This is a genomic window from Dactylosporangium sp. CS-033363 (genome assembly GCF_050942475.1).
In the GTDB taxonomy this organism is placed as follows: domain Bacteria; phylum Actinomycetota; class Actinomycetes; order Mycobacteriales; family Micromonosporaceae; genus Dactylosporangium.
Genome location: NZ_CP192032.1, coordinates 7505696 through 7525590, shown reverse-complemented (window position 1 = coordinate 7525590; position 19895 = coordinate 7505696). Strand labels below are relative to the sequence as shown.

The 19895-nt window shown below is 72.6% G+C and carries 18 protein-coding genes; 7 read left to right on the top strand and 11 right to left on the bottom strand.

All coding sequences use genetic code 11. The annotated features are described in order from the left end of the window. The first annotated feature begins 33 nt into the window (after window positions 1–33). The 6 genes from ppk2 (at window position 34) to ACQPZ4_RS34810 (ending at window position 6390) form a co-directional block, all read left to right on the top strand. On the top strand, window positions 34–921 hold the full coding sequence (gene ppk2, locus ACQPZ4_RS34835) for a polyphosphate kinase 2 (protein WP_433045297.1): 888 nt from the start codon (window positions 34–36) through the stop codon (window positions 919–921). A 107-nt stretch (window positions 922–1028) separates the two neighbouring features. After that, window positions 1029–1877, top strand: a complete 849-nt coding sequence (locus tag ACQPZ4_RS34830; RefSeq protein WP_433045294.1) for an MEDS domain-containing protein — start codon at window positions 1029–1031, stop codon at window positions 1875–1877. 9 nt (window positions 1878–1886) lie between these two features. Then, on the top strand, window positions 1887–3593 hold the full coding sequence (malQ, locus tag ACQPZ4_RS34825) for a 4-alpha-glucanotransferase (protein ID WP_433045291.1): 1707 nt from the start codon (window positions 1887–1889) through the stop codon (window positions 3591–3593). 15 nt (window positions 3594–3608) lie between these two features. Continuing rightward, on the top strand, window positions 3609–4520 hold the full coding sequence (locus ACQPZ4_RS34820; RefSeq protein WP_433045288.1) for an aminoglycoside phosphotransferase family protein: 912 nt from the start codon (window positions 3609–3611) through the stop codon (window positions 4518–4520). Then, window positions 4517–6070, top strand: coding sequence for a class I SAM-dependent methyltransferase (locus ACQPZ4_RS34815; protein WP_433045285.1), 1554 nt, complete (start codon window positions 4517–4519; stop codon window positions 6068–6070). Before ACQPZ4_RS34820 ends, ACQPZ4_RS34815 begins: the two co-directional genes overlap by 4 nt. Further along, window positions 6067–6390, top strand: coding sequence for a VOC family protein (locus ACQPZ4_RS34810; RefSeq protein WP_433045282.1), 324 nt, complete (start codon window positions 6067–6069; stop codon window positions 6388–6390). Before ACQPZ4_RS34815 ends, ACQPZ4_RS34810 begins: the two co-directional genes overlap by 4 nt. 9 nt (window positions 6391–6399) lie before the next feature. Here the strand turns inward: ACQPZ4_RS34810 and ACQPZ4_RS34805 are convergent, their stop codons facing one another. The 10 genes from ACQPZ4_RS34805 to ACQPZ4_RS34760 form a co-directional block, all read right to left on the bottom strand. Then, window positions 6400–6774 carry a VOC family protein gene (locus ACQPZ4_RS34805; RefSeq protein WP_433045279.1) on the bottom strand — a complete coding sequence of 125 codons (375 nt, stop codon included), beginning with the start codon at window positions 6772–6774 and terminating at the stop codon, window positions 6400–6402. Window positions 6775–6781: 7 nt separating this feature from the next. Beyond that, on the bottom strand, window positions 6782–8398 hold the full coding sequence (locus tag ACQPZ4_RS34800; RefSeq protein WP_433045276.1) for a fucose isomerase: 1617 nt from the start codon (window positions 8396–8398) through the stop codon (window positions 6782–6784). 19 nt (window positions 8399–8417) lie between these two features. Further along, complete coding sequence (locus ACQPZ4_RS34795) at window positions 8418–9881, bottom strand: FGGY-family carbohydrate kinase (protein WP_433045273.1); 1464 nt, start codon at window positions 9879–9881, stop codon at window positions 8418–8420. Continuing rightward, window positions 9878–10846 (bottom strand): LacI family DNA-binding transcriptional regulator, encoded by a 969-nt coding sequence (locus ACQPZ4_RS34790; protein WP_433045270.1) that lies wholly within the window; start codon window positions 10844–10846, stop codon window positions 9878–9880. Before ACQPZ4_RS34790 ends, ACQPZ4_RS34795 begins: the two co-directional genes overlap by 4 nt. Beyond that, window positions 10843–11709 carry an alpha/beta hydrolase gene (locus ACQPZ4_RS34785; protein WP_433045267.1) on the bottom strand — a complete coding sequence of 289 codons (867 nt, stop codon included), beginning with the start codon at window positions 11707–11709 and terminating at the stop codon, window positions 10843–10845. Before ACQPZ4_RS34785 ends, ACQPZ4_RS34790 begins: the two co-directional genes overlap by 4 nt. Further along, window positions 11706–12371, bottom strand: a complete 666-nt coding sequence (locus tag ACQPZ4_RS34780) for a hypothetical protein (protein ID WP_433045264.1) — start codon at window positions 12369–12371, stop codon at window positions 11706–11708. Before ACQPZ4_RS34780 ends, ACQPZ4_RS34785 begins: the two co-directional genes overlap by 4 nt. Before the next feature lies 1 nt (window position 12372). Then, window positions 12373–13200 carry a carbohydrate ABC transporter permease gene (locus ACQPZ4_RS34775; protein WP_433045261.1) on the bottom strand — a complete coding sequence of 276 codons (828 nt, stop codon included), beginning with the start codon at window positions 13198–13200 and terminating at the stop codon, window positions 12373–12375. Further along, window positions 13197–14147: a carbohydrate ABC transporter permease gene (locus ACQPZ4_RS34770; RefSeq protein ID WP_433045258.1), complete on the bottom strand. Its 951-nt coding sequence runs from the start codon at window positions 14145–14147 to the stop codon at window positions 13197–13199. Before ACQPZ4_RS34770 ends, ACQPZ4_RS34775 begins: the two co-directional genes overlap by 4 nt. A 1-nt stretch (window position 14148) precedes the next feature. After that, the gene (locus tag ACQPZ4_RS34765; protein ID WP_433045255.1) at window positions 14149–15471 is read right to left on the bottom strand and encodes an ABC transporter substrate-binding protein; all 1323 of its coding nucleotides are present in this window, start codon (window positions 15469–15471) and stop codon (window positions 14149–14151) included. A 150-nt stretch (window positions 15472–15621) separates the two neighbouring features. Beyond that, window positions 15622–16587, bottom strand: a complete 966-nt coding sequence (locus ACQPZ4_RS34760) for a LacI family DNA-binding transcriptional regulator (protein WP_433045252.1) — start codon at window positions 16585–16587, stop codon at window positions 15622–15624. Window positions 16588–16671: 84 nt separating this feature from the next. Between ACQPZ4_RS34760 and ACQPZ4_RS34755 the strand changes: the two genes are divergently transcribed. Continuing rightward, entirely contained in the window at window positions 16672–19119 is a 2448-nt protein-coding gene (locus ACQPZ4_RS34755; protein WP_433045249.1) for a GH116 family glycosyl hydrolase, read from the top strand. Here the strand turns inward: ACQPZ4_RS34755 and ACQPZ4_RS34750 are convergent. Then, entirely contained in the window at window positions 19017–19889 is an 873-nt protein-coding gene (locus ACQPZ4_RS34750) for an SRPBCC domain-containing protein (RefSeq protein WP_433045246.1), read from the bottom strand. The two genes, ACQPZ4_RS34755 and ACQPZ4_RS34750, sit on opposite strands and share 103 nt — an antisense overlap. Window positions 19890–19895 lie beyond the last annotated feature (6 nt).

Below are 19895 nucleotides of genomic sequence, written 5' to 3'. Positions count from 1 at the left end.
GTCAAATGCCGGGGCTTGGGGTACCACGAAGGGATGACGGAACTCTCGCTCGACGACTACCTCGTCGAGGACGACGATGACGACGATCCGGTGCTGCTGCGCAAGGACGGTCAGCCCGTCGACACCTGGCGGGAGGACTACCCCTACGACGAGCGGATCACGCGCGACGAGTACGACCGCACCAAGCGCCTGCTGCAGATCGAGCTGCTGAAGCTGCAGAACACGATCAAGGAGCGCGGCGAGCGGCTGGTCGTGCTCTTCGAGGGGCGCGACGCGGCCGGCAAGGGCGGCACGATCAAGCGCTTCATGGAGCACCTCAACCCGCGCGGGGCCCGGGTCGTCGCGCTGGAGAAGCCCAGCGAGCGCGAGTCGACGCAGTGGTACTTCCAGCGCTACGTCCAGCACCTGCCCGCGGCCGGGGAGATCGCCCTGTTCGACCGGTCCTGGTATAACCGGGCCGGCGTCGAGCGGGTCATGGGCTTCTGCAACCGGGCGGAGTACCTGGAGTTCATGCGCCAGGCCCCCGAGCTGGAGCGGATGCTCGTGCGCTCCGGGATCAAGCTGGTGAAGTTCTGGTTCTCGGTATCGAAGAACGAGCAGCGCACCCGGTTCCTGATCCGCCAGGTCGACCCGGTCCGGCAGTGGAAGCTGTCCCCGATGGACCTCGCCTCCCTGGACAAATGGGACGACTACACGGAGGCCAAGGAGGCGATGTTCTTCTACACCGACACCGCCGACGCGCCGTGGACGGTCGTGAAGAGCAACGACAAGAAGCGGGCCCGGCTCGAGGCGATGCGGCACGTGCTGACCCGGTTCTCGTACGACAACAAGGACGTCGAGCTCGTCGGCACCCCCGACCCGCTGATCATCGGCCCGGCCGCGCTGGCCGACGACAAGGCCGACGACGCGCCGCGGCTCTGACGATTCTTTCGTTGAGTAGCGACGCGCCGCAGGGTTGAGTAATACAAGTCGGGCATTCATCCGTCAGGCAATTTCGACACGCTTATTCACGTCGTAATGTGTTCCCCGTGCGGGAGCTTGGGGCGGCGTTGTTCGGCAGGCACGTCACGCTCGCTTACTCAAGTGACGACGAGATCCGCGAGCTGCTGACGGGCTTCGCGCAACGCGCTGTCACCGCAGGTCACCGCGTTGTGATCTTCCTGGACACCGACTCGGGTGACCTGGAGCGGGCGCTCGGCACCGCCGTGAGCGGTGCCGCGCCCGGGCAGTTCACCACCCTGCGCTTCGGCACCGGTATGAGCGGTTCCCTGGGTGGCCCCCTGTTCGGCGGCCCGCTGTTCGGCGTCGCGGACATGCTCGACCTGCTCGGCCGCCTCGCCGGCGACACGCTCGGCGGCGACTGGCCCGCGATCTCCCTGGCCGGCGAGATGCGCTGGACCGACCGGCCCGCCTGGACCCCGGCTGACCTGTTCGCCTACGAGCACCAGGTGAACCGCTTCTTCGGCGACCCGCGCGTCACCGGCCTGTGCCTGTACGACCGCCGCCGCTTCGGCAAGGAGCTGCTCGCCCGCATCGGCGCCGTCCACCCGGGCCCGCTGCTGGGCTTCACGCTCGGCGGCTGGGGCGCCCACCTGCGCCTCACCGGCGAGCTCGACGCGTCCAACACCGAGTCGCTGCCCTCGATCCTCGAACTCGTCGCCGGCGCCGACTCGGTGGTCATGCTCGACGCCAGCGAGCTGAGCTTCGTCGACGCGGCCGGGGCCGGGCACATCGTGCGCTTCGCGGCCTCCCGCCCGTACCACCGCACCGTCGTGCGCTGCTCGCGCGGCGTCCGGCAGGCGCTGCAGCTCGTCGGGGCCGAGCAGGTGCCGAGCCTGGTGCTGCGCGATCGTGTCGCCGACGCCCCCGTGGGGTAAGACTGCCGCGTGTCTGAAGATTCGCTGGCGGCGCAGGCCGCGGCCCGGGGCGTGGCCACCTGGTACGAGACGGCCGGCCACCGCCGCGTCGACATCGACCCCGACGTCGTGCGGGCGGTCATGGCGCTGCTCGAGCCGCGCACGGCCGGCCACACCCCGGTGGCGGCGCCGATCGCGCTGCCCGAGGTCCCGCGCACGTGGGGATGGATGATCCAGCTGTACGGCGTGCGCTCCGCCGGATCCTGGGGCGTCGGGGACTTCGCGGACCTGGCCGCGTTCGCGCGCTGGGCCTCGCTGACCGGCGCCGGGGCGATCCTGGTCAATCCGTTGCACGCGGTGGCGCCGGTCGATCCGATGCCGTCGTCGCCGTATTCGCCGTCGTCGCGCCGCTTCGTGAATCCGGTGTATCTGCGTGTCGAGGATCTCCCGGAGTACAAGAACGGTTCTGCTGATCTTCGTGCTGCTGTCGACGCCCTGCGCCCTCCGACCTTGGACCTGATCGACTACGACGCTGTGTGGCGCGCGAAGCGTGCGGCGCTTCAGGCGCTTTTTGCGGATTGGTCGGATAATTCGGACATCGACCCGGCCCTGCGCGACTTCGCCACCTACACGGCGCTGGCCGAGGTGCACGGCGTGGACTGGCGCGGCTGGCCGGAGGAGCTGCGCCGCCCGGGCCCGGCCGCGTACGCCGCCGCCGACCCGCAGCGCGCCGCCTTCCACGTCTGGCTCCAGCGCCGCTGCGCCGAGCAGCTCGCCACCGCCAACGCGGCCGCCGCGGGCATGGCCGTCGGCATCGTGCACGACCTGGCCGTCGGCATCGACCCCGGCGGCGCGGACGCCTGGACCCTGCAGGACGTCCTCGCGCCGGGGGCCAAGGTCGGCGCCCCGCCGGACGCGTTCAACCAGCAGGGCCAGGACTGGGGCCTCGCCACGTGGAGCCCGGACCGGCTGGCGGCGACGGACTACGAGGCGTACCGCGCGCTGCTGCGCGGCATCTTCGAGCACGCCGGCGGCCTGCGCGTCGACCACGTGGCCGGCCTGTGGCGGCTGTGGTGGATCCCGCCGGAGCACGGCGCCGCGCAGGGCGCCTACGTGCACTACGACCCCGAGGCCATGCTGGGCGTCCTGATCGAGGAGGCGGTCCGCGCCGGCGCGGTCGTGGTCGGCGAGGACCTCGGCACCGTGGAGCCGATCGTCACCGAGACCCTGCAGGCCCGCAACATCCTCGGCTCCGCGGTCCTGTGGTTCACCCGCGACGACGACGGCCGCTTCATCCCGCCGGCCCGATGGCCCGCGAACGCCATGGCGAGCATCTCCACCCACGACCTGCCGACCGCGACGGGCTTCCTGACCGGCGAACACATCCGCGCCCGCGCCGAGGCCGGCGTCCTGACCCGCACGGTCCCCGAGGAGGAGGCGGCGGCGACCCAGGACCGCCTCGCCCTGCTGGACCTGCTCTCGGCCGAGGGCCTGGCCACGCGGGAGAGCACGGACGCCGAGCTGGTGGTCGCGATGCACCGGCTGCTGACCCGCACGCCGTGCCGGATCCTGCTGGCGTCGCCGTACGACGTCCTGGGCGAACCCCGCCAGCCGAACCTGCCGGGGACGTCGCAGCAGTACCCGAACTGGCGCATCCCGCTGCCGCTCAAGCTGGAGGAGCTGACCGCCGACCCGCGCATGCTGCAGATCGCGGACCTCCTGGACGGGCAGACCTGACTAGTGTTGCTCGGCGTGACCCACGCCGAGCTCGACATCACCGCCGACCTCGTTCACGCCCTGGTCCGCGAGCAGCACCCCGACCTGGCCGGCCGCCCGGTGCGCTTCGGTGCCCGCGGCTGGGACAACCAGCTGTGGCGCCTCGGCGACGACCTGGCCGTCCGCCTGCCGTGGGCGACCGCGTTCGCGGAGGCGCTGCTGTACAAGGAGTACGTGTGGGTCCCGGCGCTGGCCCCCGCGCTGCCGCTGCCGGTTCCCGTCCCGCAGCGGATGGGCGAGCCGTCGGACCGCTTCCCCCGCCCGTGGATCATCACGACCTGGGTGCCGGGCGCGCCGGCGGATCAGGCGCCGGTCACGCGGTACCCGGATGCCGCCCTTGCCTTGGCGTCGTTCCTGACGGCCCTGCACCAGCCGGCCCCGGAGGAGGCACCGCCGGGGCGCGGGCGGGGCGGGCCACTGGCGGAGCTGGCCGACGGAGTCGAGAGCGGGCTGGCCGAGGCCGTCGAGCGGGGGCTCGTCAAGGACCCGGACGCCGTCCGCGCGGTCTGGGCCGACGCGGTGGCCGCGCCGCCGTGGACCGGCCCGGCGATGTGGCTGCACGCGGACCTGCACCCGGCGAACGTGCTCACCACGGACGGCACGATCGGCGGGATCATCGACTTCGGCGACCTGTGCGCCGGCGATCCCGCCTACGACCTGGCCTCGGCGTGGCTGCTGCTGTCCGGCGACACTATGGACGCCTTCCACGCGGCCTACGGTCCGGGCGTGGACGACGCCATGCTGCGCCGCGCGCGGGGGTGCGCGGTGACGCGGGCGCTGAGCGGCATCCTCATCGGCGACGCGGGCGACAAGGGCGAACCCGGCGGCAAGCCCACCTGGGGCCCACCGGCCCACGCGGCCCTGCAGCGGCTCGTCGGCCCGGCGTGACCGTCCTGGAGATCTCCGATCTCATCGTGCGGCACGACCTGGCGTCCGGGGCGGCGCTGCCCGTCCACCGGGATGCCGTCCTCGCGGCGCTGCGCGCGGCCGGGGATCGGCGGGGCGCGCGGATCGTCCGGCGGCTTCCGCACCACGACGGCGTGCTCGACGCCGCGGCGGTGGACCGGATCCTCGTGCGGACGCACACCGAGCTGCAGCGGCTCAACGAGGAGCTGCGCATCGCCGACCAGCTGGCCGAGTTGCTGGTGCCGGTACTGCGGGCCGTCACGCGGCCGGGCGAGCGGGCGCGGGTGGTCGACGTGGGGTGCGGGATCGGCTACGCGATCCGGTGGCTCGCGGCCACCGGGACCCTCGCGGCCAACACCATCGACGCGGAGCTGTGCGGGGTCGACTTCAACGCCGCGCTCATCGGCGAGGCGCGCCGGCTCGCCGCGGCGGAAGGGCTCGAGTGCCGGTTCGTGCTCGGCGACGCGTTCGACCTCAAGGACACCGCGACGGTGTACATCTCCAGCGGCGTCCTGCACCACCTGCGGGGCGAGGAGCTGGGCGCGTTCTTCCGGGCCCAGGCCGGCACCGGGGTCAGGGCCTACTGCCACTTCGACATCGCGGCCACCCGGCTGGCTCCGGTGGACGCGTGGATGTTCCATCGGGCGCGGATGCGTGAGCCGCTGGGCCGGCACGACGGGGTCGCGTCGGCGCGGCGGGCGCACTCCGATCATGAGCTCATGAGCGCGGCGCGGTCGGCGGCGGGGGCCGGTGCCGATGCTGTACCGGCCGATGCGGCACAGCAACCCGTTCTGCGCGTCCGTGCGGCCGATCCTCGGCGTGCGGCCCGAGCACTGGCCGGCGGTGCGGGCGGCGCTCGGGCGGGAGGCGCGCCACCTGGTCGGGGAGACCGCGCCGGCGCGCCGGCCGTGGTGAGCGCCGGCTTCGCGGTACCGGTGACGCTTGCGCTTCTCGCGCTCGTCGACGGTGCGCTGGCGGGGCATCGGGCGGCGACGGGGCGCAGCGGGCTGATCCGGAAGCGGGCCTATTACGTCGTGGCGATGCGGCGGGGGCTCGCGGCGGGTGCGGCCGTGCTCGGCGGGCTCGCCCTGGTGCTCGGGGCCGTGCTGGCCGCCGCGTCCGATCCGGCCGCGCGGTACGGCCAGCTCACCCGGGCCGGGATCGCGATGCTGTGGGTGCTCGGGCCGTTCGCGATCGCGGTGCTGGCGACGCTCGCCGGGTACTTCACGCTGCCCCGCCGGCCGGCCACGTTCCTCATCCTGCTCGGGCTGGGGCCGCTGACCCTCATCCGGCCGTGGCTCACCGTCGCGGCGGGGATCGTCGCCGCGTGGACCGCACCGGCGTGGCCCGTCGCCGGGTGTGCCGTGCTGGCCGCGGCCGGGGTGCTGCTGGTCGAGCCGTGGGTGCACCGGCGGTGGTATGCCGATCCGCATATCGGGGCCGCATATCGGGGCCGCATAAGGGGCCGCATATCGGGGCTGCTGACGGGTAGTCGCGCGGGATGTTGCGTGCGCGATCGATGCGGCCCATGATTCCCGCCGCTGACCTGGGGCGGGTGCGGGAGTGGTACCGGACCCGGCTGGGGCTCGAGCCCGAGCAGGAGCTGCCGGACTCGTTGCTGTACCGCAGCGGGGAGTCGCTCTTCGTGGTCTTCACCGCGGCCGATGCCGGGGCCGCCCGGCACTGCATCGTCTGCTTCGTGGTGGGCGACCTCGACGTGGCGGTGGCCGAGCTGCGCGGGCGCGGGGTCGAGTTCGAGCAGCTCGCGCCGACGCCGGTGGGGCGGGCCGCCTGGTTCAAGGACAGCGAGGGCAACCTGCTGGAGCTGATCGAACTCGACGACCCGCGCTGAGGCGGCGCCTCAGTCGAGGCAGAACTCGTTGCCCTCGATGTCCCGCATGTTCTGGCACGACTCGTTGACGCCGTCGGCGATCAGCAGTTCGCCGCGCACCGCGCCCAGGGCGACCAGCCGGGCGGACTCGGACTCCAGGACGGCGAGGCGTTCGGCGCCGACGAGACCGGTTCCGACGCGCACGTCCAGGTGGACCCGGTTCTTGACGGCCTTGCCCTCGGGGACCTGCTGGAAGTAGAGGCGCGGGCCGACCCCCGTCGGGTCGACGCAGGCGGTGGTGTCGTCCGGCTCGACGACGTACCCGAGGACCTCGCACCAGAAGCGGGCGAGGCGCTCGGGGTCCGCGCAGTCGAAGGTGACCTGGAACTGCTTGACCGACGTCATTCGATGATCATATCGACACATTCCCGCACAGGTGGACCTCGACGCCCAGCTCGGCCAGGAGGGCGGCCTTCACCAGGAGGGCCTTGTCCGCCGTCGCGGCGTCCGGGGCGTAGGCGACGTTGAGGTGGTTCGCCTTGTGCCTCGCCATGAACTGGTCGCGGGTCACGCCGTGCAGGACCGCGTGCATGATCGGCCACGCGGGCGTCGTCGCCTTCGAGCGGCGCTCGGACTCCTCGTCGGGCAGCGACACGGCCGAGGCGCGGCCCAGGTCGGCGTGCAGCTTGCCGCCCTGGACGAAGACGCGGCTCCAGACGACCTCGCCCGGCTTGCAGATGCCCTTGATGGTGGAGCCGCCGAGCGGGAAGTACACCGGGTCCTGCCGCCAGCCCTCGGCCTCCGCGTAGCCGGTGGCGAAGTGCGACGCCGGGACCGAGCCGGAGATCTCCCAGACCCACACGAAGGTGCCGTCGTAGTCCTCGCCCCACCGCACGTCGTGCAGCGTCGTCGCCGGGTCCAGGCCCATCGCGGTCCAGATCCGGTTGGTGACGAGCGCGTCGACGGCCACGCCCTCGTCGGCCTCGTTGAAGTGCGGCAGCGGGGCGCCGTCCCACAGCACCCGGGCCCCGTCGCGCGAGGTGACCGGCGGGCGGTCGGCGTTGTTGAGCAGGCCCTCGGCGAGGTCCGAGGCCGGGCAGATGTCCTTCAGGCCCTGCTGGTACTGGATGCCGACCGCGTCGAGCCCGAAGTCGTCGCTGATGCGCAGGGCGGCGACGTACATCTTGTACTGCCACCGCAGCTGGGCGTCCGTCAGCTCGGTCGCCTCGTCGGTGCCGAGCCGGAACGTCATGCCCTTGGCGACGAGCCACGCGCCGACCGCGTCCGCCTCGGCGTCCGGGACCCGCTGCATCTCGGCCCACAGCGCGCTCTGCGAGAGCCGCTCCTTGTAGATGCCGATCGGGTTGAGCAGCTCGTCGTCGATGATCGCGTTGTACATCCCCATGCAGCCCTCGTCGAACACGCCGATGATGGCCTTGTCGGCCAGCAGCTGTCCGGCGAGCGCGCGGCCCAGGGAAACCTCTTCAGACGGTACCAACGAAGGAAGATCCCGCACGTGGGACGTGTCGTGCGTGACCGAACCGGTCGTCACCCAGGAGCGCAGGCCCGCCTTGAACCAGTCGTCGGTGAAGTCGACCGACCACAGCGTGGAGTACGGCGTGCCCATCTTCGCCATCCCGGCGTTCACGCCCAGCAGCCCGACCAGCCCGGGCCAGTCGCCGGCGAAGTTGGCCACGGTGAGGATCGGGCCGCGGTGGGTGCGCAGCCCGGCCAGGATGTGGTGGGAGTACTGCCAGACCGCCTCGGCCACGATCAGCGGCGCGTCCGGCGGGATCGTCTTGAACACCTCCAGGCCCATCCGCTGGCTGGAGATGAAGCCCTCGTGCGCCCGCCGAACCGACCAGCCCAGCTCGGCGAGCGCGGCGGTCAGGCCGGCCTCCATCGCGACCTGGGTCGGCCAGCCGGCGCGGTTGGCGGCGGGGCGCAGGTCGCCGCTGGCGACGAGGTACGCGGTGTTCGGCTCGGCGGCCGGGCGGGTGGGTGCGGCGGGGAGGGTGTAGGTGCTCATAGGGGTCCTCCGGGAGACGTCACGCGAGCAGCCGCTGGCGGGCCGCGAGCGTGTGGGCGATGGTGCTGGTGGCCGGGTACAGGTCGCGGTACAACGCGTAGAGCTCGCCGTAGCCGTCCCGCGCCGACGGGTCCGGCTCGACGATCGCGGCGGGCGGGTTCCAGGCGTCGATGTCCACTGGCGAGAGCGCCGCGGCGGCCAGGTAGGCGGCCCCGTACGAGGCGCCGACCGTCTCCCGCGGGATCACCTGGGCCAGGCCGGTGACGGAGGAGACGATCCGGGTCCACAGCCCGCCCTGGGTGCCGCCGCCGACCGCGACCACCCGCCGGATGTCCGCGCCCGCCTCGCGCAGGGCGGCCACGTTGTGCCGCACGCCGAGCGCGGTCGCCTCCAGCGCGGCCCGGTACAGGTCGCCGCGGGTGTGCGACAGGGTCAGCCCGGCGATCACGCCGCGCGCGTCGGGGTCCTGGATCGGGGTGCGCTCCCCGGCCAGGTACGGCAGCATCAGCAGCCCCCGCGCGCCCGGCCCGGACGCCTCCGCCTCGGCCAGCAGCTGCGGGTAGCCGGCCCCGGTGAGCTCGGACAGCCACGCGGTCACGGCGCCGGAGGTGGCCATCCCGCCGGCCAGGTTGCGGGTGCCGGGGAAGGCGCCGACGGTACCCCACATGACCGGGCTCGTCAGCGCCTCCTCGACGGTCGCGATGAGGAACATCGTGGTGCCGTACATCAGCATGAGGTCGCCGGGCCGCTGGGCGCCGACGCTGACCGCCTCGGTCCAGGCGTCGATGGTGCCGGCGACGACCGGGGTGCCCGCCGGGATGCCGCCGATCGCGTGCGTGGTGGTGCCGGCCACGTCGCCGGGCCAGACCAGCGCCGGCAGCTCCAGGCCGGGCGCGATCAGCCCCGCCCAGGGCCCGTGCCACGCGAGCGCGTGCGTGTCGAACAGCGGCGTGCACTGGCTCGCCGAGTGGAGGTCCAGAACATAGGAGCCGGTCAGCCGGTACTGCAACCACGAAGCCGGCATGAACAGTCTTCGGGCCCGCTCGAAGACCCCCGGTTCGTGCCCGGCGACCCAGGCGAGCTTGGGCCCGACGGCCTGGGACGACAGCGCCGAGCCGCAGCGCGCGCGGATCGCGTCCGGCCCGCCGAGCCGCTCGGTCAGTGCGGCGATCTCGGCGGTGGCGCGGGTGTCGACGCCGTACAGGATGGCCGGGCGCAGCGGAACCCCGTCCGCGTCGGTCAGCAGCGCGCACGGGCCCATCCCGCTGACCCCGACGGCGGCGACGGTGACGCCGGCCGTGAGCTCCTCGGCCAGGGACACGAACTCGTCCCACCAGACCGCGCCGTCCATCTCGACGTGCCCCGGCCGCGGGCGCTGCACGGCGTGCGTGCGCACCGCCGAGCGCACCACGGTGCCGTGCGCGTCGACGAGGACGGCCTTGCTGCTGGAGGTACCGATGTCGACGCCCAGAAACACGCTCACGTCTGCTCCCTCGTGCGCAGGACGACGGTCTTCGCGGGCCCGGCATCCCCGCCGATGCGCTCCAGCAGCAGCGTCGCCGCCGTCTCGCCGAGCTCGCGGGCCGGGACGTCGACGACGCGGATGCCGCGCCGGCCGAACGACGCGAACGGCAGGTCGCCGAAGACGGCCAGGCCGAACCCGGGCGGCGCGAGCCCGGCGTCGTGCAGCGCGTCGAGGGCGCCCGCGGCCATGAGGTTGTTGGCCACCACGGCCGCGTCCGGGGGCTCGGGCAGCGCGAGCAGCTCGGCCATCGCCTGCCGGCCGCCGTCGACGCGGTAGTCGGCGTACCGCAGCAGGTCCTCCAGGTACGCCGGGCCCGCGTGCCGGGCCGCCGCCTGCCGCCAGCCCGCCATCCGCAGCTGCGCGGTCTCGACCGAGCTGGGTCCGGTGATGCAGGCGACCCGCGTGAAGCCGGCCGCGAACAGCGACTCCGCGGCCGAGCGCCCGCCGGCCCGGTTGTCGACGGTGACCGCGTCCACGTCGGCGCGGGCCAGGCTGCGGTCGACGGCGACGACGGGCCGGCGGCTGGCCACGAGCCGGCTCACGTCGCTGGCGTCGTCGGCCGGCGCGAGGATCACGCCCGCCATGTGCTCGGCGAGCGCGATGTCGATGTACGTGGCCTCCCGCTCCGGGTCCTCGTCGGTGTTGCACAGCACGACCGAGTACCCGGCGGCCCGGGCCCGGTTCTCCACCCCACGCGCGAGCGCGGTGAAGAACGGGTTCTCGATGTCGGGGATGATCAGGCCGATCACCGCCGAGCGCTGCCCGCGCAGCCGCCGGGCGGTCCGGTTCGGCGTGAAGTCGAGCTCGGTGGCGGCGGCCCGCACGAGCCGCTCGGACTCGGCGGAGACCCGGGCCCCGTTGAGGACCCGGCTGACGGTGGCGGGGGAGACGCCGGCCTTGGCCGCCACCTCGTAGATCGTCACCACGTGCGGAAGTCCTCGCCCAGCGACCGCCGCAGCGCCTCGAGCCGCCGCGCCTCGGTCTGCACGCTGATGGCGGCGGCGGGGTCGAACAGCTCGAAGGCGTGCACGCCACCCTCGATTTCGAACCGCCGCGTTTGTACTCCCTGTGCCTCGAGCCGCCGCGCGTAGTCCGCGGTCTCGTCGCGGAACAGGTCGCGGTCGCCGCAGTCGAGGTACGTGGGCGGCAGCCCGGCGAGGTCGGTGGCCCGCGCGGGAGCGGCGTACCGATCGGCCGGTTCGCCGCCGAGGTACGCGGCCCACGCCAGCTCGGAGAGCCGCCGGTTCCACACGGGCGCGTCGGCGAGCTCCCGGGCGCTCGGCGTCTCGTGCCGGTCGTCGAGCATGGGATACCAGAGGTGCGCGGCCGCGATGTGCGGGCCGTTCTGGTCCCGGTTGAGCAGGCAGAGCGCGGCGGCGAGCCCGCCCCCGGCACTGCGCCCGGCCACGACGACCCGCCGGTACCGCTCGGCGCACCAGGCGAGCGCGGCCCGGCAGTCGTCCAGCGGCGCGGGGTGCGGGTGCTCGGGGGCGAGCCGGTAGTCGACGGCCACCACGGCGGCGCCGAGCTGGTCGGCGAGGTCGCAGCAGAAGGCGTCCTCGTACTCGGCCGCGCCCAGGAACATCCCGCCGCCGTGGATCCACAGCACGCACGCCTCGCCGCCGCCGTGCACGCGCAGTTGCACGCCGGCCGTGGTGACGACCGCCGGGCGCGTGGTCGGTGCCGGCGGTGGGTTCGCGGCGCGCAGGCGGTCGTCGATGGAGCGGACCAAGGCGACGGAGAGCGGACCGTCGGGCAGGTGGGCGGTCAGCGGTTCGGGGATCACCGCGCGCCGCCCTGAGCCGCGCCGGTCCGGGCCGCGCCGGTCCGGGCCGCGCCGGTCCGGGCCGCGCCGGTTTGGAGGGCGTCGATCTCGGTCAGCAGGGCGGTGGTCTGGCGGGCCGCGATGGTCAGCAGCAGCGGCGCGACCACCAGGGCGAGGACCCCGGCCGAGGCCGCGGCCGCGAAGGCGCCCAGCACGGTGAGGGCGGTCAGGGTGAGGGCCCAGGCGGGGCGGTACGCGGCGAGGATGACCCCGCCGCGCGCCGCCGCCAGGCCGCGCCTGCCTCGAACCGCACCGTATGCGAGCGCGTAGGGCCCGACGAGGAGGACGGCCGCGGCCGGTACGACGCCCCAGGGGGCGAGCAGCGCCAGGCCGGCGGCCGAGAGGAGCAGGGCCAGGACCGGGTCGACCCGGGACAGCGCCGCGAGGGTGGTCCCGTCGCCGCGGGCGATCGGGGCGGTGAAGGCGGCCAGGCCGGTGAGGGTCAGCGCGATCGGCAGGACGGCGGCGAAGGCCAGAGCCCGGGGTGCGCCGGTCAGCAGGGCGGCGGCCAGCGGGGCGGCCGACAGCACGCAGACCAGCCCGGCGGTGAGGGTGCGGGGCAGCTCGTGCCAGAACGCGGTCGCGCCGGACCAGGTCAGCGCGGGCAGGGTCAGGTTTTCCATGTCAGAGCTTCAATCCACTGGAGGCGATCGATTGCACGATGTACCGCTGGGCGACGATGAACACGACCAGCACGGGCACGATGGCCATGGCGATGCCGGCCGCGATGGTGCCCAGGGAGCCGGTGGAGAACCGGCCGGCCAGCAGGACCAGGCCCACGGGGAGGGTCTGCCGGTCGGTGTCGCTGATCATGACCAGCGGCAGGAGGAGGTCGTTCCACCAGTACGTGAAGCACAGGATGCCGAGGGTGGCGATCGACGGGCCGGACAGCGGCAGGATGACCCGGGCGAACGTCCGGAAGTGCCCGGCGCCGTCGAGCTTGGCCGCCTCCTCCAGCTCGTAGGGCAGCGCGAGGAAGTGCTGGCGGAGCAGGAAGATGCCGAACGCGCTGAAGATGCCGGGCAGGATCAGCGCCCACAGCGTGTTGGTCAGCTGCAGCTTCGACATGACCAGGAACAGCGGCACGATCGTCACCTGGATCGGGATCATGAGCGAGCCGATGACCACGGCGAAGAGCACCCCCTTGCCCCGGAACCGCAGCCGGGCGAACGCGTAGCCGGCCGTCGAGCAGGTGATGAGCTGCGCGACCGTGATCGTGGTGGACACGACGATCGAGTTGAGGAAGAACCGGAAGTACGGCACCTGGTCGGTGACCTTGCCGAAGTTCGCGCCCGTCACGTTGTCCGGGTCGAACGTGGGCGGCAGCCGGTAGAGCTCCGCGTCCGAGGCCGAGAACGCGCCCCGGAAGATCCAGAGGAACGGCGCCGAGATGGCGAGGGCGGCGACGATCAGGATCGCGAACGTCGCCAGCCGGGCGAGGATGCGGCTCAATCGTAGAACGTCCATCTTCTCGAGAGCCGGAACTGGATCGCCGTGAGCACGATCAGGACCAGCATGAAGGTGATGCCGATGGCGGAGGCGTAGCCGAGGTCGAAGTCGCCGAACGCGCGGTCGTAGAGGTACTCGACGATCGTCCGGCTCGCGTCGCCGGGACCGCCCTGGGTGAGCACCCGCGGCTCGGCGAAGATCTGGAACGAGTTGATGGTGTTGATGACGACCAGGAAGAAGATCGTCGGGGACAGCATCGGGAACGTGATGCGCCAGAACCGGGTCCAGGCGTTGGCCCCGTCGACGATCGCCGCCTCCTTGAGCGCGTCCGGGATGGCCTGCAGGCCCGCGATGTACACGAGAATCGAGAAGCCGATCGTCTTCCACGAGTTGACCAGGATCACCGAGACCGGCGCGAAGTCCGAGGACCCCAGCCAGTCGATGCGGTCCACGCCGGCCAGGCCCAGGGCCCAGTTGACCAGGCCGAGGTCCTTGTTGAGCAGGAAGCGCCAGATCAGCGCGACGGCGGAGGCCGACACCACGAACGGGAACAGGTAGGACAGCCGGAAGAAGCCGCGCACCCAGCGGGGCATGCGCGTTTCGAGCAGCACCGCGAGCAGCAGGCCGACCACCACGTTGATGGCGAGGATGGCCACGGCCATGTAGGCGGTGGAGCCGTACACGCCGAGCAGCCGCTCGTCGTGGGCCAGCCGGTCGAAGTTGTCGAGGCCGACGAACTCGCCGTCGCTGAGCAGGTTCCAGTCGAAGAAGCTCAGGTACAGCACGCCCGCCGTCGGGGCGAGCACGAAGACCAGGAACGTCACGATCGACGGGGACAGGAAGGCCAGCGCGGCGAGCCCGTCGCGGCGCCGGCGGCGGGGGACCCCCCGGCCGGGGTCGGGGGCGACCGCGGCCGGAGGGGTGGTGCCGTGGGTCATCAGGCTCGCCATCTCAGCAGGTCACGATGCTGCTCAGCTCGCCCTGCATGTTCTTGAGGCCGTCGGCCACGCTGACCTCGCCGGCGAAGATGAGCTGCAGGTGGCGCAGGGTGGTCGACTCGAACGCGCTGTACTTCGCCGGCGCCGGGTACGGCACGAGCGTCGGGTACTTGTCGATGCTGTCGTAGTAGAGGTCGGAGTTCTTGGGCGGGACGCCGACCTTGGAGATGGTCTGGGCGAGCGAGCGCCGCGAGGGGATCGAGTCGCCGGGCTTGTCGGGCGTGCCCACGTACTGCTTCTCGATGTCCTCGCTGACCGTGAACTTCTGGTACTCCCAGGCGAGGTCCGGGTTCTTGGACGACTTGAGGATCGGGTACCCGGCGCCGCCGAAGACCGTCTTGTAGGTGTCGCCCTTCGGGTACAGCTGGATGTCGAAGGCCTTGAAGCCGGCCGGCAGGAACGTGGCGATGGGCCAGCGCCCGGCGCCGAACATGGCGACCTGGCCGTTCTGGAAGCGGGTGAACACGTCGCTCATCGGCATCGGGGCCGGGGCGACGTTCTCCTTGATGAGGTTCTCCAGGAACGACACGGCCTTGTTGACCTGCGGGGTGTCGGCCGTCGCCTTGCACACGTCGTCGCTGGTGAGGTTGCCGCCGGCGTTGGCCACCCAGGGCATGATGCCGGGGAAGATCTCGTTGCTGGCCCAGGTGAAGCCGTAGCGGTCGGGCTTGCCGTCGCCGTTGGTGTCGGCGGTGAGCTTCTTGGCCGTGGCCTCGAAGTCCGACCAGGTCCAGTCGGCCTTCGGCGGCTCCACGCCGGCCGCCTTGAACACGTCGGTGTTGTAGTAGACGACCATGTCGTTCCAGCCGTAGGTCAGCGTGACGACGTCGCCCTTGACCGTGAAGCCGTCGATGAGGCCCTTGGCGATGTCGCCCGTGAGGGTCTTCGCCTCGGCGTCCTTGTCCAGGTACTTGTTGATCGGCAGCACCAGGTTGTTGGCGTGCACGAACTGGGCGCCCTCGCCGGAGATGACCATGACGTCGGGCCGCTTGCCGGAGGCGATGAGCGTGGCGACGTTGGCGTAGTAGGTGCCCCAGTTCTCGCCGGTGACGGGGGTGAGCGTCACCTTGGTGCCGGCGTGGGCGGCCATGAAGGCGTCGGCCGTGGCCTTGTTGCCGGACTCGGCGGCCGGCCCGTAGTTCCAGTAGACGATGTCCAGCGACTTGCCGTCGCCGGACGATGCGCCGGAGTCGTCGTTCGAGCAGCCCGCCAAGGGTGATACCGCGAGCGCGGCGGTCGCGCAGAGCAGCGCGAGCTTGCGTAACGGGGTGTTCATGAGCCTGCGTCCCTCTCGGATTGAGGTGAGGTTGGGAGGCGGTGCGGTGGGCACAGTGAAGTCCAAGAAATCGATTTCGTCAAGAACCCCTCCGCACGCCGGTCATGTAAGCCCTGATCAGGAAATTTGCCGTGTGGTATCGATTGCAGCTCAGGGCGCCAGCTCGGCGCGCAGGACGATGGTGCGGGGCGGCTGGGCGTCCCCGCCGATGCGCTCGAGGAGCATCGTGGCCGCGGTCGTGCCCAGGTGGCGGGCCGGGAGCCGGACCTGCACCACGGCCGGCGGGGTCAGGAACATGAACGGCAGCTCGCCGACGACGGCCAGGCCGAACCTGGCCGGGTCGACGCCGTTCTCGACGATCGCCTGCAGCGCGCCCACGCCCATGAGGTTGTTCGTAGTCAGCACCGCGTCGGGGGGTTCGGGCAGGTCCAGCAGCCGCCGCATGGCCGCGTGCCCGCCGTCGGCGCGGAAGTTGGCGTGCTGCAGGAACGGCTCGGGCACCGCGGCCCGGCGGGCGGTCATCACCTGCCGCCAGCCCAGGAACCGGTCCTCGGTCGCCTCGATCCCGACCGGGCCGGCGATGCAGGCGATGCGGCGGTACCCGGCGTCGAACAGCGCCGTCGTGGCCGCGATGCCGGCCGCCCGGTTGTCGACCTTGACCGCGTCGACCGGGTAGGGCGTGGTGCGGTCCACGGCCACGACGGGCCGGCCGAGCGAGGCGATCGAACCCAGGTCGGCCTCGTCGGAGGCGGGCGCCAGGATGACGCCGGCCATCTGCTCGGACGCGGCGATCTCCAGGTAGCGCAGCTCCTTGCCGGGGTCGTCGTCGGTGTTGCACAGCACCACGGAGAAGCCCGACTCCTGGGCCCGGTCCTCCACCCCGCGGGCCAGGGCGGTGAAGAACGGGTTCTCGATGTCGGGGATGAGCAGGGCGACCACCTCGGAGCTCTGCTTGCGCAGCCGGCGGGCGGTCTTGTTGGGCGTGAAGGCCAGCTTGGCGGCGGCGTCGCGCACGGCCCGCTGCTTCTCGGGCGAGACCGTGTTGCCGTTGAAGACCCGCGAGACGGTCGCGGGTGAGACGCCGGCGAGCGCCGCTACCTCGTAGATCGTGGCCATAGCGCTTGACTTTAAGACGTCTTGACAGCCGCGGGGCAAGGATCTACTTTCCGTGAAATCGATTTCAAACCCCTGGAGGCTCGTGTGTTCACCGGAGACGCGCGGCGCGCGGTGGCGTTCCCGCTCGGCGGGCTCGGCACCGGGCACGTGGCGCTGTGCGGCGACGGTGCGCTGCGGCAGTGGCAGCTCAACGGCCCGCCCAACCACGCCGGCCTGCTGCCCGACTCCTTCTTCGCGCTGCGCGTGTCGTCCCTGGAGCCGCCGGACGACGTGGTGCGCCTGCTGCGGGCCGCGCCGATCGCCCCGCACCCGGACCCGGCCCCGAACGTCTCCGACGCCGACGTGCCCGACGCCGACCGGCGCTGGCGCTGGCCGTTCGTCGCGGACACGACGTTCGAGGCGGCGTACCCGTTCGCGACCGTGACCTATCGCGACCCCGCGCTGCCGGTCGCGGTGGCTCTGGAGGCGCACACGCCGTTCGTGCCGCTCGACGCCGAGGCGAGCGGGCTGCCGCTGGTGCGCTACCGGTTCACGGTCCGCAACGACAGCGCCGAGTTCCGGCACGGCTTCCTGCTCGGCGCGCTGCAGAACGCGGCCGGCTGGGACGGCGTCACGCCGATCGCCGGGACCCGCGGCGCCGGGTACGGCGGCAACGTCAACCGGGTGCTGCGCCGGCCGGGGCAGACCGGCGTGCTCATGGACCATCCGGCGCTGGCCGAGGACGACCCGGCCGCCGGGGAGCTGCTGCTGTGGACCGACGCGCCGGCCGCGGTGCTGCCCCGTGCCCATGACACCGAGGCGCTGCTGCGGTTCGTGGAGACGCTGCGACTGGTGGCGCCGACCCAGCTCGGCGACTGGTCGGACGCCTCGCTGCGGGCGGCGCTCGGCCCCGGCGCGTCCCCGATGCGCGCGCCGAGCGGCCCGAGCCCGGCCGGGCACACCTGGGACGCCGGCCTGGCCGCCGCGTTCGCGCTCGCCCCGGGGGAGTCGACGACCATCGACGTGGTGCACGCGTGGTGGTTCCCGAACCGCTACGCCGACTTCGACCGCTTCGGACCCCAGCAGGTGTACGGCCAGTCGCGCTTCTGGGTCGGCAACCACTACGCGACCCGGTTCGGCGGCGCGCTCGACGTGCTCGACGCGTACCTGGCCGACCGGGACCGGCTCGACGCCGCCTCCCGCGCGTGGGCCGACGCCGTGGCGGGCAGCGACCTGCCGGAGCCGCTGCGGGCGACGATCGCGGCGCAGCCGACCCTGGTGCGCTCGCCGAGCGTCTTCCGCACCGCGGACGGGCGCACGTTCGCGTTCGAGGGGGCGCTGGGCGCCTCGACCCGCAACTGGAACGGCGACGCGGGCGGCTCCTGCCCGCTCAACTGCAACCACGTGCTCAACTACGAGCAGGCCCTGGCCCGGCTCTTCCCGTCGGTCGGGCGGGACATGCGCGAGACCGAGTTCCTCGTCCAGGCGCCCGACGGCTCGATCCCGCACCGGGTTGTGCTGCCGTTGTACCTCCCGCAGCTGCACGGAGTCGCGATCGGCGGGCCTGCTGCTCCGGCCTTGGACGGCATGCTCGGCGCGGTCCTGAAGACCTACCGCAGCGTGCTGGACGGTGCCGGGCTCGACTGGCTGGGGGTACAGTGGCAGCCGCTTGTGGCCCTTATGTCGCATATCTCGGACAAATGGGATTTCACTGGCGACGGCGTCCTCCGCGGCGAGCAGCCGGTCACGTATGACATCGCGCTGCACGGTCCCAACATGTTCGTCGGTGCGCTGTGGCTCGCCGTGCTCCGCGCGATGCAGGAGATGGCGGCGCTGCTGGGCGTCGAGGGCGACTGGGGCGCCACGTTCGAGCGGGCCGCGAAGGCGTACGACGAGCTGCTGTGGAACGGCGAGTTCTACGCGCAGCCGAGCACGGGGGAGGCGTACGACTTCGGCGCGGGCTGCCTCTCCGACCAGCTGCTCGGGCAGTGGTGGGCGCACGAGCTCGGGCTCGGCCACCTGCTGCCCGTCGAGCGGGTGCGGTCGGCTTTGCGGGCGATCGTGCGGTACAACCTCCGGACGCACTTCGAACCGCACGGCTATCGGGCCTTCGCCGACGGCGACGAGACCGGCCTCGTGGTCTGCTCCTGGCCGCACGGCGGGCGCCCCGCCGTCCCGCTGCGCTACTGCGACGAGGTGTGGACCGGCGTGGAGTACCAGGTGGCCGCGCACTGCTTCTACGAGGGCCTCGACGAGGAGGGCCTGGCGATCGTGCGGGGCGTGCGGGACCGCTACGACGGCACCCGGCGCAACCCGTTCAACGAGATCGAGTGCGGCGACCACTACGTGCGCGCGATGGCCGGCTGGTCGCTGCTGACCGCGTGGACCGGGGTCCGCTTCGACGCGACGGCCGGGACGCGCACGGCTGGTGCGCGCCCCGGCCGGTACCCCTACGTCGCCGGCACGTCCTGGGGCTCGCTCGAGGTCGGCATGGACGGCGGGATCTCCTGCAGCATCCACGAGTTCCCGTCGGGGTCGGCGAGCGGCACGTAGAGAATCCCGCCCATGTCCATCACCTCGCCGGCCTCGACCCCCCGTTTGAGCAGCACCTCGCGGACCTTGCGGACGTCGTCGACGACGAGGTGCAGCCCGCGCACGACGCCCGGCGCCTGGTCCAGCCCGGGCAGGCCGCGGGAGAGCAGGATCGAGCACGCCGACCCGGGCGGGGTCAGCTGCACGATCCGCGACCCGTCCGGCGTCTCGATGTCGTGGTCGACGGCGAACCCGAGCTTCTCGGCGTAGAACTCCTTCGCCGCGGCCACGTCGGCGACCGGGACCGGCACCAGCTCGAGCCGCATGGTGAACTGCCCGGCGAGGTACGCGTCGAGGTTCGCGTACCCGGCGTCGAGCCCCTCCCGCATCCCGCTGCGCACCGCGTTGTCCCGCGCCTCGGCCGACACGTACGCGATGTGCGTGGTGATCCGCGTCCGCCCGCCCAGGTCCGTGAACGTCAGCGTGTTGCGGGTCGCGGGCCAGTCCCCGGCCCACGCCTCGGTCGACACGATCCGCGTGGGCCGCTCGACCTCCTCGTACGTCCCGGCGATGGTCAGCTCGTCGCCGGTCTCGGAGTGCCAGACGTAGCGGAACGGCCCGCCCGGCCGCAGGTCGACCTCGCAGACGTCCATCGTCCACCCGGGCGGCCCGAGCATCCAGTGCCGCAGGTGCCGCGCACTCGTGTGCACCTCGAACACCAGCTCCGCGGGCGCCGCCACGACGCGCGTGATGCGCACCCCGGCCTCGCCGTCGAGCTCGAAATCGGTCACGCCAAG